Origin of the sequence: Arthrobacter sp. NPDC093139, from assembly GCF_044754165.1 — a bacterium.
GTDB lineage: Bacteria > Actinomycetota > Actinomycetes > Actinomycetales > Micrococcaceae > Arthrobacter.
Genome location: NZ_JBIVOO010000005.1, coordinates 277,290 through 293,149 on the forward strand (window position 1 = coordinate 277,290; position 15,860 = coordinate 293,149).

The window sequence follows — 15,860 nt, forward strand, 5'->3', positions numbered from 1 at the left end:
CGGTCCGGAACCGGAAAACGCGGGACTGGAGAAGGGGCCTCGTCCCGGGACGCCTGAATGCCCGCTCACTGCGCATCCCTGGCCGGCAGCTCGCCGTCGAGCAGCTCGAGGACTGACGCGGCGAACCGGCGAACGCTCCTCCGTTTGCCCTGCTCCAGCAGGCGGCCCAGCTCGGCGGCCCCGGCTGTGCCGCGCACTTCGGGCATAACGCCATGCAGCGGAAGGCCCACGGACTCTGCGATCAGCGTCCCGTCCAAGGCAGCACCTGCCCTGCCCCGGATGACGAGCGCTGAATCCACGGGCGGAAGCTCCTGAAGCAGGCGGGCGGAGGCCACTGCCGCCTTCAACTGGGCGGGGACCACGACAAGCAGGCGATCGCAGTCCCATGCGAACGTCCGCAGTGGTTCGGCGTTTCGACCGATGTCTACGACAACGAGCTCATAGCCACGCCGGGCGGCATCGAGCACGCCGCCGACAGTGGCCGAATCCACGGCAGGCGGCCGTTCCCTGCTTCCCGGCCAGGACAGGAACGAGAAGCCGCCAGCCACGGGCAAGGCATCCGCGAGTCGGCCGGGATCGATGCTGCCGCTCGCGTCAGCGAGATCGGGCCAGCGTAGACCCGGCGATTCTTCCGCCGCCAGGGCGAGTTCAAGTCCTCCCCCCCACGGGTCGGCGTCCACAAGCAGGACCCGCACACCAAGGCTCGCGGCCGCCTGCGCAATCCAGATGCCGGCCGTAGTGGCGCCGGCACCCCCGCAGCCGCCAGTGATGCCCAGCACCGCGCCGCCCGCCTCCGGTGAGCGTGAACGGCTGAGGTATTCTGCCAGCCACGCCGCGGCGTCGGGAAGAACGGCGACCCGCTGCGCGCCAATCACCGCCCCCAAATGCCAGAGGCTGTCCCCTTCCCCGCTAAGACCCACCAAAACCGCCGGGGCCCGGCGGCGCGGGGGCAGCTCACGGATGTCGCTTCCGACCAGGACGGCAGCGGCGGAATCCCAGTACGGCGCGGCCTCTGAAATGTCGGCGGCAACGCGCAGCACTCCGCCGGCCGCGGCCACAATCCGTTCCACCTCCCCTTGGAGAAAATCAAAACCAGTTACCAGCAAAACATCGGCGGCTCCCGCCGGCAGCCACGGGCCCTGACCCGGTTCCGGGGTCCGCAACGGCGCGGCCCGCAGGGGAGTCTCTGGCAAGGGAAAGCCCGCCGACGCGGCCGCATCCGGTCCCGACGAAGCTCCTGGGTTACGTGCATGATGCCTGCTCATGGAGCAACTCTGGCGGGAACCCGGCCCGCCCGGCAGCCGCCCACGATGCTATGTGGACAACCTCCACAGGAGGCAATCATGTGGAGGGGAAGTCGGGCACGGCACGTGACACATGCGTCCCGCACGGGGCAGCGCCAAAATCAGGGCAGAATAAAGCCATGCTTCTGTTGCTGGCTGCCCACCCTGACGGAGCGGCCCTGCAGGAGCTGACGGCCGACGGCCTGCCGAGCCCGCGCAATCCCCACCCACGGATCATCAGCAGAAGCGCAACCGGGCTTCCCGCCGTCGTGCGCGAACTCGAACCGCAGCGTCCGCGCTGGATCTGGCACCGGACGCAGGACTGGTATCCGGCGCTGCTGGCGGCGGGCGTCGAGCTGGAGCGGTGCTACGACCTCTCGCTGTGCGGCGCGATCCTGGCTCATTCCGAGTTCACCGCGCACACACCCTATGCCCAGCGCGCGGAGAAGGTGACGCTGGACGACGACCTCCAGCAACCCCCGCGGTTGCTCCAGCCGCCCCCGCCGCCGGCCGATCAAGGAGCGCTCTTTGACGGTCCCGGATTGCGCGCAGAGCAGTTGCCCGCCATTGAAGACCTGCGCGCCGAATATGCCGCCCAGCAGGAGGCCTTGGCCGGTGCCGCCACGGACGGCAACCGCAGGCAGCGCCTCCAGCTGCTTCTCGCCGCAGAATCCGCCGGCGCCATGATCGCGGCCGAGATGCAGCACGCGGGCGTGCCTTGGCGTGAAGAGTTGCATGAACAGATCCTCGCCGATCATCTGGGTCCCCGCCCGCCGGCAGGTCACCGACCCGCCAAACTGGAGGCACTCAACACCGAACTCCGCAGGCTGTTGCACTCCCCGGCATTGAACCCCGATTCGCCGCAGGAGCTGATGCGTGCCCTCCACCGGAACGGCATAGAGGTGAAGTCGACACGGCAGTGGGAACTGAAGGAGTGCACCCACCCCGCCATAGAACCGCTGCTGGCGTATAAGAAACTGGCGCGGCTGCATGCGGCGAACGGCTGGGCATGGCTGGACGCCTGGGTCAGGAACGGGCGTTTCCAGCCGGAATACGTGGTGGGTGGGGTGGTCTCGGGCCGGTGGGCGTCCCGCGGAGGCGGCGCTCTGCAGATCCCACGCCAGGTCCGCGGCGCGGTCCACGCCGACCCGGGGCACAAGCTGATCGTCGCGGACGCCTCACAGCTGGAACCGCGGGTGCTTGTGGCGCTGGCACAGGATTCCACGATGGCCGAGGCCGCGAGGGACCAGGACCTTTATGCGGGCATCGCGGCCAGGGGATTCGGCGGCGACCGCGCCAAGGCCAAGATTGCCCTGCTCGGCGCCATGTATGGCGCCACCTCGGGTGAAGCAGGCCGGCTGATGCCGCAGCTGGCGCGCACCTATCCGCGCGCCGTCGGCTTTGTGGAACAGGCCGCCCGCGCGGGCGAGGCAGGGAAAACTGTCACCTCCCGGCTCGGCCGCAGCAGCCCGCCGCCGTCCGAGCGGTGGTTCCGCAGCCAGCAGTCCACTTCGGCTGAGGAGCAGCGCCGCGCCGACTCGATCGCCCGCTCACGTGGCCGCTTCACGCGCAACTTCGTGGTGCAGGGCTCTGCAGCGGACTGGGCGGCGTGCTGGCTTGCGGAATTACGACGCCGGCTGCGCGCCCTGCGTGCCGGCGGTTCAGCTTCCGGAGAGCTCGTCTTCTTCCTCCACGACGAAGTCATGGTGCACGCCCCGGAGGCGGCGGTAGAGAGCTGCGTCCGGGCAATCGAAGACGCCGCCAACACTGCAAAGGAATTGCTCTTCGGCCGGATTCCGGTGGAATTCCCGGTCAGTGTGGCGATAGTGGACTCGTACGACAACGCGAAGTAGGAGGGGCCCCAAGGCGGAGAACAGACAGTATACTGTCGGCGGCCGGAACTGAAGTCACATGCGCCGCGCGCCGCAACGCAGCGTTTCAGAAAGTAATGTACCCGCGGGTAGTTCGCGCAGGTGCGGCGCGTCACATTACTCTCTTGGGTAACCGGGCAGTGGCAGTGAGTTGGCCCGGCAAGTGCAAGGAAGCATATCAGGGGGGTCCGGCCGATGGCGGGCAGATTTGAAGTACACCAGGACAACGAGAAGTTCTACAAGTTCCGGCTCAAAGACGGGGACGGCAACGTGGTTGCCGAGTCGCCGCGGTACAAGAGCCTTTCCGGCGTAGTAGCGGGCATCAATGCCATGCGGGAGAACGCCGCAACAGGACTCGTGGTGGATCTGCGGCAGCCGCAGCACCAGAGCTAGCCCGCATAAGGGCCGACCTGATTACCTACACGTTCAGTGGGTGCAGCCGTGTCCGGTCCCACGGGACCGACCAGCCCAGCTGGTCAAAGAGTTCATTCAGGATCATCCCCGTGAAGCCCCAGACCACAACGTCCTTCACGGTGAACGCCGGACTCTGGAACGTCCGGTCCATCCTGGTGACAGTTGCCATGGCCCGGTTCTCGGGGTCCAGCAGGTCCCGGACCGGAACGCGGAAGACCTGGGCGGACTCACCGTAGTCAACCACGTGGACCGGGGACGGCGAGGCCCACCAGCCCAGTACGGGCGTCACGAGGTAATTGCCGCGCGGCAGCGCCAGCTCCGGCAGGGCGCCGAGCACTTCCACGCCCCTGGGGTCCACGCCTGTCTCTTCCTGCGCCTCGCGGAGGGCCGCGGCGACAGGTGATTCGTCGGGATCGATGCCGCCTCCGGGAAATGCCACCTGGCCGGGATGGTCATCCAGTGTGTGTGCCCGCTCAAGGAGCAGAACGTCCAGATCGGCGGGCGCCAGGGGTTTTCCCGATTCCGCCGGCACGTTGTCGAGCGTACCGAACAGGATCAGCACGGCGGCCCTGCGTGCCACCGACGCGTCGACTGTCAGCGTCTCCCAGTACGGATTACGGGCTGGTCCGTTTCCCGCCCTGATGGATTCCACCAGACCCACCAGGTCCCGGTGTGCGGTCACGGCGACCTCCGCTGGGAATCCATCCGGATCTCCGCGGCACGATGGGTCTCCGCGAGGAGCCTGCCCAGGAGCTCTTCGTTGCCCGGCGCGAGTTCGTACTTGAGGAGCTTCGCGGCCTTCGCCGGGTCTGTCTCCCCCATGCCGAAGGCGGGACACCAGTTGGCCACGGCGCAGGCGCCGCAGGCAGGCTTCCGGGAGTGGCAGACCCTCCGGCCGTGGAAGACCACGCGGTGTGACAGCATGGTCCAGTCCTTGGGCTCAAACAGTTCGGCCACGTCCGACTCGATGCGGACGGGATCGTCGGAGTCCGTCCAGCCGAAACGGCGCGCGAGCCGCCCGAAGTGTGTGTCCACCGTGATGCCCGGAATGCCAAAGGCGTTTCCCAGCACCACGTTGGCGGTCTTCCGTCCGACGCCCGGAAGAGTCACCAGATCCTCGATCCTGGCAGGCACCACGCCGTCGAACTCATCCACCAGCCGGGTGGCCAGGGCCATGAGGTTTTTCGTCTTGGCACGGAAGAACCCGGTCGGCTTGATAATCGCCTCAAGCTCCGCGGTGTCCGCCTCGGCCATGCTGCGCGCGTCCGGGTACCGGGCGAAGAGCAGCGGGGTGATGAGGTTGACCGTCACGTCAGTGGTCTGCGCCGAGAGCACAGTGGCCACGAGCAGCTCAAAAGGAGACCGGAAATCGAGCTCGGCATGGGCGTAGGGGTATTGCTCGGCCAGCGCCCGGTTGATTCGCCGCGCCCGCCGCTTCAGGGCCAGCGCCGACTCACCGGACAGCCGCTTTGCACCGGCGGACGCACCGGCGCCAGCACCGGCCGAAGCCGCCGCGGGCGGACCAGCAACACCCGGACCAGCACCAGCACCGGGTGCAGCATCCGCCGGCGGGCCTGCCTCGGCGGGCATGCTGTTCAGCGGTGTGGCGCGGCGGGGCGTGCGGGAGGTGGCCACGGCGGCCCGCTAGCCGCGCTCGATGTTGCTGAGATCGCGCAGAACGCCCACGCGGCCGTCCGTGTGCTGGACCAGGAATTCGTCGCCCCGGTCTTCCAGCGCAAGCACCCAGCCGCCGGGTTCGATGCCGAACAAAGGTGCACCGGTGCGCTCGTCCACGGCCGTGCGGTGCTGCGCCACAGCGAACCAGAAAGCCTCGTGGACGGGCTGCTCCGATTCCTCCGGACGGCTGGAGGGGTCCACGGTGGCGCCGATCGGTTCCTGGGACCGCACCGGCTCGTGGGCCTTCACCTGGGGGTGCACGGCCGTGGCTGGGGTGGCCGAGGCCGCACGTGCCTCCTCAGCAGGTACAGCCGCAGTTGCCTTGTCGGCAGGTGCAGCTGCACTGGCGACCGGGACTCCGTCCAGCTGGGTCTCTTCTGCCGGCGAGGCCGGCTCCGTAACTGCGCGCCGCTCTGCCGCGGTCTCCGCGGCAGAAGGCACGACGGCGGCCGCTTCAGTTGCCGGGGCCGCTGCCGCTGAGCTGGAGGCGGACCATGCCCCGGCAGACGCGGCGCCCACGACTCCGGCTGGGGCTCCGGCCCCGGGGGTTGCTGCCGACTGCGCGCCGGCAGCCCCTGCGGCGCCGGCGGTGCCCGGAGTGCCTGCAGCAGCCGCGCTGCCGGCGGTCCGGCCACCGGAAGTCTGGCCGGCAGCGTAGTGGCCGGCCGCCGTCGGGCTCTGCAGTGACGGCTTTGCGTCGGCGGCCTTGGCAGGCTTGGCAGCCTTGGGGGCCTTTGCCGGCCTCGGCTTCCGCACGGGAACCGTCGACTCCCGTGCCATGACGTGGGCGGGCACTTCGGCACGGTCCAGGAAGTCGCCGGCGAAGAAGGGGATGAGGCGCGCCAGCACCGTGGCGGCGAGCAGTACCAGCGAACCGATCAGGGCAACCAGCAGGAACGGCGTGAAGCCCTCGGCGCTGGCCAGGAAGAAGAAGGCCACGGAAAAGGAGGCCACCACGGAGCCGAACTGATCAATGGACAGTGAGCCGATCCGCACCTTCGTTTCCGGGGCAAGGCGGCGGGCCACGAACAGCGCCGACACAAGGAGCGGAAGGACAATTCCCAGTCCGAGGAAGAACAGACTGCCCAGGTTCCACAGGTTGTACCTGGGGGAGAACATCGGAACCAGCGATGCGACGAAGAGAACCAGCGTGGCGGCAAAGACGGTTACATCGCGGACAGTAAACGGACCGACGACGGCCTCGTTCCTGACCCCGGTGCTCTTGTCAGCCGGGACATCCGAGTTGCGGGAGGCGTTTTCAGCAGGCTCGCCGGCTTTCGGGGTCACCGCGTGGGCGCCGGCGCCGGCACCCTGGGCCGCGCCTTGAGCCGCATCCCCCGCTGCGTCCTTGAGTTCCGCTCCACCGCTCCGGGACGGACCTTCCGGAGTCGGATGACCCAGGTCGCGCTGGGCTGGACCCGGCTGGGCCAAGCCCGGCTGGTCGTGGCTTTGCTGATTCATACTGTTCTCCTTAGCGTGGCGGCACCCTAAACGGCTGTCCAATACAGGGCGGCACCTGATGGCCGGCGCCCCTGACCTCGGGGGTCAGGCTGCCTCCGGCCTCTGTCACGAGTCCCTCTCAGCCTAGCCAGTTGCTTGCATGATCACTAGCTGACCGGCCGCGGGAGGGTGTCCGCCAGGCGACGGCAGGATGCCTTTGGAGAGACCATTCGTCGCTTAATCCGCACCGCTCACTGTTCGCCGTGTGACGCGGGACACGCCGGAATGGCGGGAAGCGATAGGCTGTTTTCCGGAACAGCTCTTTGCGGTACGTCCGCGACCGGCCGCTCCCCGACGATGCGCTGTGCGGCGGGTGACGGCGGGGCCGCGGTCCGCCCGCGCAGCAAAGATCGATGAATGATGAGGTTCACCATGTCCCAAGACACTCCCGGCTCGACAGCCACCGCCGCCAGCCCCGCCCAGCAGGGCGACGCTCTTGAAAATCTGCTGCATGAGAACCGCAAGTTTGCCCCCTCCGAGGACTTCGCCGCCAACGCGGTGGTTGGCGCGGAAGTGTACGCCGAGGCGGACGCCGACCGCCCGGCGTTTTGGGCCAAGCAGGCGCGCGGGCTGCTGACGTGGGAGAAGGACTTCACGCAGGCTTTGGACTGGTCCGACCCGCCGTTCGCGAAGTGGTTCGTCGGCGGCGAGGTCAACGCCGCGTACAACGCCTTGGACCGCCACGTTGAGAACGGGCTCGGCGATCGGGTGGCCATCTACTTCGAGGGCGAGCCCGGGGACTCCCGCGCCTACACCTACGCGGAGCTGACAGAGGAGGTCAAGAAGGCCGCGAACGCCTTTGAATCCCTCGGCGTTGCCAAGGGCGACCGCGTGGCGGTGTACCTGCCCATGATCCCTGAGGCCGTGATCACCCTGCTGGCCTGTGCCCGCATCGGGGCGGTGCATTCGGTGGTATTCGGCGGCTTCTCCGCGGACGCACTCCGGTCCCGCATCGAGGATGCCGAGGCCAAGCTCGTCGTCACCGCCGACGGCACCTACCGCCGCGGCAAGCCCAGCGCCCTGAAGCCCGCGGTGGACGCAGCCCTGTCCCTTGAGGGAAGCGGGGGCGGCCACACCGTACAGAACGTCGTGGTGGTCAAACGCAACGGCCAGGACGTGGACTGGCACGAGGGCCGCGACCACTGGTGGGACGACACCGTCGGAGCCGCGTCCGCGGAACACACCGCCGTCGGGCACGACTCCGAGCACCCGCTGTTCATCCTTTACACCTCCGGCACCACCGGCAAGCCCAAGGGCATCCTGCACACCACCGGCGGCTACCTCACCCAGACCGCGTTCACGCACAAGGCGGTCTTTGACCTGCACCCGGAAACTGACGTGTACTGGTGCACGGCCGACGTCGGATGGGTCACCGGGCACTCCTACGTCGCCTACGCCCCGCTCATCAACGGCGCCACCCAGGTCATGTACGAAGGCACGCCCGACTCCCCGCACCAGGGCCGCTGGTGGGAGATCGTGGAGAAGTACAAGGTCTCCATCCTCTACACAGCCCCCACAGCGATCAGGACCTTCATGAAGTGGGGCCGGGACATCCCGGACAAGTACGACCTGTCCTCCATCCGGGTCCTGGGCTCCGTGGGCGAACCCATCAACCCCGAAGCCTGGATGTGGTACCGCGACGTCATCGGCGGCAACGCCGGCAAGCACGGCGAGAAGAAGGACAACCCTGCCCCCATCGTGGACACCTGGTGGCAGACCGAAACCGGCGCCCAGATGATCGCCCCGCTGCCCGGCGTCACCGCCGCCAAGCCCGGCTCCGCCCAGGTGCCGCTGCCCGGCATCGCCGTGGACGTCGTCGACGAAAACGGCAAATCGGTCCCCAACGGCCACGGCGGCTTCCTGGTGATCCGCGAGCCCTGGCCGGCAATGCTCCGCGGCATCTGGGGCGACCCCGAGCGGTTCAAAGACACTTACTGGTCCCGCTTCGAGACCATGTATTTCGCCGGCGACGGCGCCAAGAAGGACGAGGACGGCGACATCTGGCTCCTGGGCCGCGTGGACGACGTCATGAACGTCTCCGGGCACCGGCTCTCCACCACGGAAATCGAGTCCGCCCTCGTAAGCCACCCGGCCGTTGCTGAAGCTGCCGTCGTCGGCGCCGCCGACGAAACCACCGGCCAGGCCGTCGTGGCGTTCGTCATCCTCCGCGGTGACGCCGTGGACTCCGGGGACGAAATCGTCCAGGAACTCCGCAACCACGTGGGCAAGGAAATCGGGCCCATCGCCAAGCCGAAGAACATCCTGGTGGTTCCCGAACTGCCCAAGACCCGCTCGGGCAAGATCATGCGGCGGCTCCTCAAGGACGTCGCCGAGGGACGCGACGTCGGGGATGCCACCACGCTCGCCGACAACACGGTGATGCAGCAGATCGCGGCGTCGCTGAAGAAGTAGGCGCATCCGCTGTGAACTGGGCCCGTCCGGATGACCCGGGCGGGCCCGGTTCATTGCCCGCGCCTAATGTTGTTTTTCGAGCTTTCCTGTTCCCTTTTGCGAGGAGTACGCGATGATGGGCTATGAGAGCGCCGCCCGCGGTCTTGTCGCCTGAAAGGATCCCGATGCTTCCCGCCGCCCGCCACCAATCCATTGTGGACGCAGTCCAGCGCGAGCGGGTGGTCCGGGTGTCGGACTTGGCCCAGCAGCTGGGAGTTTCCCTGATGACGGTGCGTCGCGACATCGAGCTGCTGGAGGAAAGCGGCCAGGTGGAGCGGATCCACGGGGGCGCCAAGCTGCCCGGCGACGCCAGCACCCATGAGCCCGGCTTCGAACTGAAATCCACCCAGCTGACGGCGGAGAAGCGGGCCATAGCCCTCGAAGCCGCCACGCTGGTGCACGAGGGCATGGCAGTGGCCCTCAGCGCCGGCACCACAACGTGGGCCCTTGCCAAGGAACTGGTAAACGGGCCCCGGATCACCGCCGTGACCAACTCAGTGAAGATCGCGGACCTCTTCCACCACGCCTCGGCGGCAGGCTCGGGCCGCCACGCCTCCACGGTGATCCTCATCGGAGGCGAGCGCACGCCGTCGGACGCCCTGGTGGGTCCCATCGCCACGGCGGCGCTGCGGCAGCTCCACCTGGATCTGTTGTTCCTCGGCGTGCACGGCATGGACGAAGAGGCCGGCTACACCACGCCGAACCTCCTGGAAGCGGAAACGAACCGCGCCTTCGTGGCCGCATCCCGCAAGGTGGTGGTCCTCGCGGACCACACCAAGTGGGGCACCCAGGGCATCAGCACCATAGCGAAGCTTGAGGACGCCGACGAGGTGATCAGCGATGCCGGCCTGTCCCCCGAGGCCCAGCGGATCCTCAGGGACCGGGTCAGCCGGCTCCGGCTGGTTTAAGGTACGGTCTCACGGGCAGCCGCAGGACTGCCTGACCAGCAGCCTGGTCGGGAAGACGCGGTGCTGTCCGGGGGTGCCGCGGTCCGCTCCGACGAGCGCGCGGACGGCGGCCTCGGCCATGTCACGCACGGGCTGCTCCACGGTGGTAAGCGTCGGCCAGGAGTATTCCGCGTCCTCCGAGCCGTCGAAGGAGGCAAGCGCGATGTCCCCCGGGACGGAGAGGCCCGCCTCGTGGAGCGCGCGGAGAATGCCGATGGCCTGCATGTCAGAGCTGGCAAAGATGGCGGTGGGCCGGTGTCCCGACGCCAGGAGCCGCTGTCCCGCGGCGTAACCGCCAACCCGGGTGAAAGCACTGCGGGCAATCGGGCCCTCCGGCAGCCCCGCATCCTTGAGTGCCTGCAGCCAGCCGTCTTCGCGGGCGTCCGCTTCGTTGCCTGTAGTGGTGCCCATGGCCAGCCCGATGTTGGTATGGCCATGCCCGATCAAGTGTTCGACGGCGGTACGGGCACCCTTGGCCAGGTCCACGCCGACCGTGGTGACCCCGGCCGAACTCCCGCTGTGGCTCAGGAGCACGGACGGGATCTCCGCGGTTTCCAAATCGGCCAGGTCCGGCTCGAACAGCACGCTCGCCAGCACCACGCCGTCCACCTGCCGCGCCGCGAGGTTCCGGATGTTCCTGCGCTCCTTGGCTAGGTTGCCGTCCGAATTCGTCAGCACCAGGGCGTACCCGAGAGCGGCAGCCGCATCCTCCACAGCATGGGCCAGCATCGAGAAGAAAGGGTTGCTGTTGTCCGGGATGACCAGACCGATCGTTTCGCTGGACCCCAGCTTCAGGGCCCTCGCAGCCGCATTCGGACGGTAGCCCAGTTGCCGGATGGCTTCCTGGACCTTCGCTTCGGTGGCCGGTGCCACCTTCTTCGGCCCGCCATTAACTACATAGCTGACGACGGCGGTGCTCACCCCGGCGTACCGGGCAACATCCTTGCGGGTCACTTGGGTCCGCGGGGCGGGCACTGCAGGAATGGTCATGGTGTCCATGCTAGCTACAGCACACCCGGGGCATCTCCAAAGTCACGGATGGGCAGGCGCTCACCGTTTCTCCGGGCCGACTCGTGGGCCACGATGCCGGGCAGCGTGAAGCGCGCCGCCGTCCATGCGTTGACGGGCGGCAGGGACCCGGTATTCACGGCCGTGACAAAGTCGTCCACCAGGAAGTGGTGGCTGCCTTCGTGGCCGTTGGGAGCGCCGCGGAATTCCTCCGGAAGCCGGCTGCTGTCATGCACCGGGGCCAGTCCGGACACGAAGGCGTCCCGCAGTTCGGGTGACACGTTGGCGAGCGAGGGATCGTCCAGGGCCATGCTGGGCCGGGACTCCATCTGCTCGGAGATGTCGTGGACGTTGGCCTTGTCCTGCCACACGGTCACCTTGGCCAGCTGCTCGAAGCTGGCCTCGGTGCCGAAGAAGCGGAACCGGGACTCGCGGATGTGCGACGGGTAACCCACCCGGCGCATTTCGTTGGTCCGCATGGCGCCGCCGTCGTTCAGTTCGAACAGGGCCGTGGCGTTGGAAAAGTCGTTGCCGAACATGCTGACGTCCTTGTCGAACACCCCGTCCTGGCGGTCGTCCCGGACGCCGACGCAGCTGACGCTCACGGCGTGGGCGGGCAGCGCGCCCAGGACCCCACCGATCGCGTGGGTCGGGTACAGCATGGGAGGGTAGCTGGCGGTCTCCTTCCAGCGCTCTCCCCCGCTGTACTGGTAGGCGTCGTAAAAACCCAGGTCCATGTCGTGGACGTAGTCGCCTTCGGAGTAGAAAACCCTGCCAAACCTGCCGGCCTCGTGCTGCCTCCGGGCGTAGACCGTGGCCGGGTTGTAGTAGCTGGTTTCACCCATCATGTAGACCTTGCGGGTCTCGCGGACGGCGTCGATGATCCTCGCGATCTCATCCTCGGTGACCGCCATGGGCACAGCCGAATAGACATGCTTTCCGGCCCGCAGGGCCCGCTCAACCAGCGGGCCGTGGGTCCACCGCTGCGTGAAGATGGCGACGGCGTCGACGTCGGACGCCAGCAGTTCCTCGAAGGTGCCGAGGGAGCCGGCGAGGCCATACCGCGCGATGGCCTCGTCGGCGCGCTCCGGCCGCTCGTCCACGGCAAAGACCTCGCTGACTCCGGGGTGGAGGTTGAAGAGATGGGCGAACTGGCCGCCGAACTGCCCGACCCCTACAACTCCGATTGAAAACGTCATTGTTCCTGCCTTTCCGGCCATGGCCGCACCGCCGTCCGGTGCACGATTCGTGTTGGTGCACAGTCTTTCAGTCGGATCTACTCGAGTCAACATCTGCAACGTTGCAGAGATCTTGGGGCGGCATTGCTTGGCAAATATCCTTGCGATCCAATTTCTACTCGTGTAGATTCGGTGGCGATTGTTAGTTCCATCACACACCCAGGAAGGGTCGACGATGACCACCCTTACCAAGAACAGCGCCCCTGCCGGGGAACAACAGCTGCGCGACCCCGTCAGGCGGCGCCGGCTGTCCGGCCTGGGCGACCTCAGGATTGCGCTTCTGTTCATCCTCCCCGCGATGATCGGGTTCATTACCTTCTTCGTGGTCCCCACGCTCCGCGGCGTGTACCTGAGTTTCACGGAGTACAACATCCTCGGAGATCCCGAATGGATCGGTTTCGACAACTACGCAGCGATCGCGAAGGATCCGCTGTTCTGGAACTCCCTGGCCGTCACCGGGCAGTATGTCCTCATCAACATCGCCCTCCAGACAGCCTTGGCGCTTGGACTGGCCCTCCTGATGCACCAGGTCGCCAAATCCACCATCATTCGCGGGACCCTGCTCCTGCCCTACCTGATGTCCAATGTCATCGCTGCCTTGCTCTGGTTTTGGATGCTGGATTACCAGATCGGCGTCGTGAACCAGATCCTCGAATGGACAGGGCTCTCCCGCGCCGCATTCTTCGGCAGCGAAGAGTGGGCCATCCCCACGCAGGCCCTGATCAACACTTGGCGCCACATGGGCTACACGGCCCTGCTGATCTTCGCCGGCCTCCAGGCCATCCCGCAGCACCTCTATGAAGTAGCAAACCTGGACGGCGCTTCACCCTTCCAGACCTTCCGCAAGATCACCTTGCCGCTGCTGCGCCCGGTCATGGTCCTGGTTCTCGTCGTGACGGTAATCGGTTCCTTCCAGGTCTTCGACACCGTGGCCGTAACCACCCAGGGCGGCCCGGTCAACGCCACCCGGGTCGTTCAGTACTACATCTACCAGCGGGCCTTCACGGAGTCGGACTTCGGCTACGGATCCGCCATCGCCGTCATCCTCTTCCTCATCCTCGCTCTTGTGGCCTTCGTCCAGATGAAGTTCCTCCGGGGCAATGAGTCGGACCTGGACTAAGGAACCCAGCATGAACACCACCACCAGCCACGCACAGCAGCCTGCCGCTGCCCGCCGTCGCCCGTTCAACGCCCGCCGAGCGGTGGCCTGGGCACTGCTCATCCTGGCCATCGCCGTTTCCGTACTGCCATTCCTGTGGGTCCTGCGCACGGCGCTGTCCACCAACAGCGCGCTGGCGTCCCAATCGGCCAGCCTGCTGCCGGCGGACTTCACCTTTGGCGCGTTCAAGCGCGTACTCGGCCTGCAGAGCCCGGCCGAGGCCGTCGCGGAAGGCGGTTCCGGGGCCGCCATCAGCTTCTGGCTGTACCTTCGCAACTCGATCATTTTCTCTTCAATAACCACCGCCGGCGCCGTGTTCTTCAGCGCGATGGCCGCCTACGCCTTCGCCCGGCTGCGCTGGAAAGGCCGGAACGCCGTCTTCAGCCTGTTCCTGGGGACCATGCTGGTTCCGCCGATCTTCACGGCCCTGCCCAACTTCCTGCTGATCAAGAACCTGGACCTGCTCAACACGATGCTCGGCATGGTGCTGCCCTACATCTTCATGACCCCCTTCGCCATCTTCTTCCTGCGGCAGTTCTTCCTGAACATGTCCCGGGAGGTCGAAGAGGCCGCCATGCTGGACGGCGCCAAGCATCTGCGCATCTTCTTCCAGATCGTGCTGCCCAACGCCGCCGCGCCGCTGGCCACGCTGGCCCTGCTCACTTTCATCGGCCAGTGGAACGAATACTTCTGGCCGCTGCTGGTCGGTTCCCAGGACGACGTACGTGTCCTGCAGGTAGGCCTCGGCGTCTTCAAATCTCAGTCCCCGCAGGGAGCACCCGACTGGTCCGGCCTCATGGCCGCCACGTTGATTTCGGCGCTGCCGGTCCTGGTTCTCTTCGCCGCCTTCGGCAAGAGAATTGTGAACTCCATCGGCTTCTCCGGCATCAAATAGTCCTCTTTTGCACTCAACCAACCCACCCTCCTGCCCCTCCGAAAGGTCCATCATGAAAAGAACCCTCGGCGCCATCGCCGCCGCCGCCACGATCGCACTGTCCCTGTCCGCCTGTGGCGGCGGTTCCTCCGCCGGCTCGTCCGAAGCCAAGGGCGAAATCAACTACTGGCTCTGGGACGCCAACCAGCTCCCCGCCTACCAGCAGTGCGCTGACGATTTCACCAAGGCCAACCCGGACATCAAGGTCAAGATCACCCAGCGCGGCTGGGACGACTACTGGAGCATGCTCACCAACGGCTTTGTGGGCGGAACGGCTCCCGACGTGTTCACCAACCACCTCGGACGCTACGGGGAGCTGGCCGAGAACAAGCAGCTGCTGCCTATTGACGACGCAGTGGAGAAGGACAACGTGGACCTTGCTGCCTACAACGAGGGTCTCGCGGACCTCTGGGTGGGCCAGGACGGCAAGCGCTACGGCCTGCCTAAGGACTGGGACACGATCGCGCTGTTCTACAACAAGGCGATGCTCGCCAACGCAGGCATCTCGGAGGACGAGATGAAGAACCTCACCTGGAACCCGGAGGACGGCGGCAGCTACGAGAAAATCATCGCCCATCTGACCGTTGACAAGAACGGCAAGCGCGGGGATGAGGCCGGCTTCGACAAGAACAACGTCGCAGTGTACGGCCTCGGGCTCAACGGCGGCGGCGATTCCTCCGGCCAGACTGAGTGGAGCTACCTGACCAACACCACCGGCTGGTCCCACACGGACAAGAACCCGTGGGGCACGCACTACAACTACGATGACTCCAGGTTCCAGGCCTCCATCGACTGGTTCGCGGGGCTGGCTGAAAAGGGCTACATGCCCAGGCTGGAGACCACCGTCGGCGCTAGCATGGCAGATACCTTTGCAGCCGGGAAGTCGGCCATCAACGCACACGGGTCCTGGATGATCGGCCAGTACACGGGCTACAAGAACGTCAAGGTGGGCATCGCCCCCACGCCTGCAGGACCGGAAGGCAAGCGTGCCAGCATGTTCAACGGCCTGGCCGATTCCATCTGGGCAGGCACCAAGAACCCCGCCGCCTCGGTGAAGTGGGTCGAGTACCTCGCCTCGGCCGCGTGCCAGGACGTCGTGGCGTCAAAGGCGGTTGTCTTCCCGGCGCTCAAGAGCTCCTCCGACAAGGCAGCGGCAGCGTTCAACGCCAAGAACGTGGACGTTACGGCCTTCACCGAGCACGTCAAGAACAAGACCACGTTCCTGTACCCCATCACTGACAACACCGCCAAGGTCAAGGGCATCATGGAGCCTGCCATGGACGCCGTCGTATCCGGCAAGGCACCCGCCAGCTCCCTGACCCAGGCCAACGAACAGGTCAACAGCCTGTTCAAGTAGGGGCACTCCCCCCAAAGCTGT

13 protein-coding genes are annotated in these 15,860 nt (G+C 66.7%); 7 read left to right on the top strand and 6 right to left on the bottom strand.

Annotation, left to right across the window (positions count from 1 at the left end):
* Window positions 1–65: 65 nt before the first annotated feature.
* Window positions 66–1,265, bottom strand: a complete 1,200-nt coding sequence (ssd, locus tag ACIP90_RS10965; protein ID WP_400579335.1) for a septum site-determining protein Ssd — start codon at window positions 1,263–1,265, stop codon at window positions 66–68.
* A gap of 158 nt (window positions 1,266–1,423) precedes the next feature.
* Between ssd and ACIP90_RS10970 the strand changes: the two genes are divergently transcribed.
* Entirely contained in the window at window positions 1,424–3,136 is a 1,713-nt protein-coding gene (locus tag ACIP90_RS10970) for a bifunctional 3'-5' exonuclease/DNA polymerase (protein WP_400579336.1), read from the top strand.
* Between the two features lie 213 nt (window positions 3,137–3,349).
* A complete protein-coding gene (locus ACIP90_RS10975; RefSeq protein WP_400579337.1) occupies window positions 3,350–3,547 on the top strand; it encodes a YegP family protein in 198 nt (65 codons plus the stop codon).
* A 25-nt stretch (window positions 3,548–3,572) separates the two neighbouring features.
* Here the strand turns inward: ACIP90_RS10975 and ACIP90_RS10980 are convergent, their stop codons facing one another.
* The 3 genes from ACIP90_RS10980 to ACIP90_RS10990 are packed head-to-tail and all read right to left on the bottom strand — an operon-like array spanning window position 3,573 to window position 6,706.
* The gene (locus ACIP90_RS10980) at window positions 3,573–4,250 is read right to left on the bottom strand and encodes an NUDIX hydrolase (RefSeq protein ID WP_400579338.1); all 678 of its coding nucleotides are present in this window, start codon (window positions 4,248–4,250) and stop codon (window positions 3,573–3,575) included.
* Window positions 4,247–5,158: an endonuclease III gene (gene nth, locus ACIP90_RS10985; RefSeq protein WP_400579384.1), complete on the bottom strand. Its 912-nt coding sequence runs from the start codon at window positions 5,156–5,158 to the stop codon at window positions 4,247–4,249. Before nth ends, ACIP90_RS10980 begins: the two co-directional genes overlap by 4 nt.
* 54 nt (window positions 5,159–5,212) lie before the next feature.
* Entirely contained in the window at window positions 5,213–6,706 is a 1,494-nt protein-coding gene (locus ACIP90_RS10990) for a hypothetical protein (RefSeq protein ID WP_400579339.1), read from the bottom strand.
* A 411-nt stretch (window positions 6,707–7,117) separates the two neighbouring features.
* Between ACIP90_RS10990 and acs the strand changes: the two genes are divergently transcribed.
* Complete coding sequence (acs, locus tag ACIP90_RS10995; RefSeq protein ID WP_400579385.1) at window positions 7,118–9,157, top strand: acetate--CoA ligase; 2,040 nt, start codon at window positions 7,118–7,120, stop codon at window positions 9,155–9,157.
* A gap of 164 nt (window positions 9,158–9,321) precedes the next feature.
* Window positions 9,322–10,104: a DeoR/GlpR family DNA-binding transcription regulator gene (locus ACIP90_RS11000; RefSeq protein ID WP_400579340.1), complete on the top strand. Its 783-nt coding sequence runs from the start codon at window positions 9,322–9,324 to the stop codon at window positions 10,102–10,104.
* A 9-nt stretch (window positions 10,105–10,113) separates the two neighbouring features.
* Here ACIP90_RS11000 and ACIP90_RS11005 read toward each other — a convergent pair whose 3' ends face one another.
* Both ACIP90_RS11005 and ACIP90_RS11010 read right to left on the bottom strand, forming a co-directional pair.
* Complete coding sequence (locus tag ACIP90_RS11005) at window positions 10,114–11,133, bottom strand: LacI family DNA-binding transcriptional regulator (protein WP_400579341.1); 1,020 nt, start codon at window positions 11,131–11,133, stop codon at window positions 10,114–10,116.
* 14 nt (window positions 11,134–11,147) lie between these two features.
* Complete coding sequence (locus tag ACIP90_RS11010) at window positions 11,148–12,350, bottom strand: Gfo/Idh/MocA family protein (protein ID WP_400579343.1); 1,203 nt, start codon at window positions 12,348–12,350, stop codon at window positions 11,148–11,150.
* Between the two features lie 214 nt (window positions 12,351–12,564).
* Between ACIP90_RS11010 and ACIP90_RS11015 the strand changes: the two genes are divergently transcribed.
* The 3 genes from ACIP90_RS11015 to ACIP90_RS11025 are packed head-to-tail and all read left to right on the top strand — an operon-like array spanning window position 12,565 to window position 15,839.
* The gene (locus tag ACIP90_RS11015; protein ID WP_400579344.1) at window positions 12,565–13,509 is read left to right on the top strand and encodes a carbohydrate ABC transporter permease; all 945 of its coding nucleotides are present in this window, start codon (window positions 12,565–12,567) and stop codon (window positions 13,507–13,509) included.
* A 10-nt stretch (window positions 13,510–13,519) separates the two neighbouring features.
* Window positions 13,520–14,443, top strand: coding sequence for a carbohydrate ABC transporter permease (locus ACIP90_RS11020; RefSeq protein WP_400579345.1), 924 nt, complete (start codon window positions 13,520–13,522; stop codon window positions 14,441–14,443).
* A 52-nt stretch (window positions 14,444–14,495) separates the two neighbouring features.
* Entirely contained in the window at window positions 14,496–15,839 is a 1,344-nt protein-coding gene (locus ACIP90_RS11025; RefSeq protein ID WP_400579347.1) for an ABC transporter substrate-binding protein, read from the top strand.
* The last annotated feature ends 21 nt before the right edge of the window (window positions 15,840–15,860 follow it).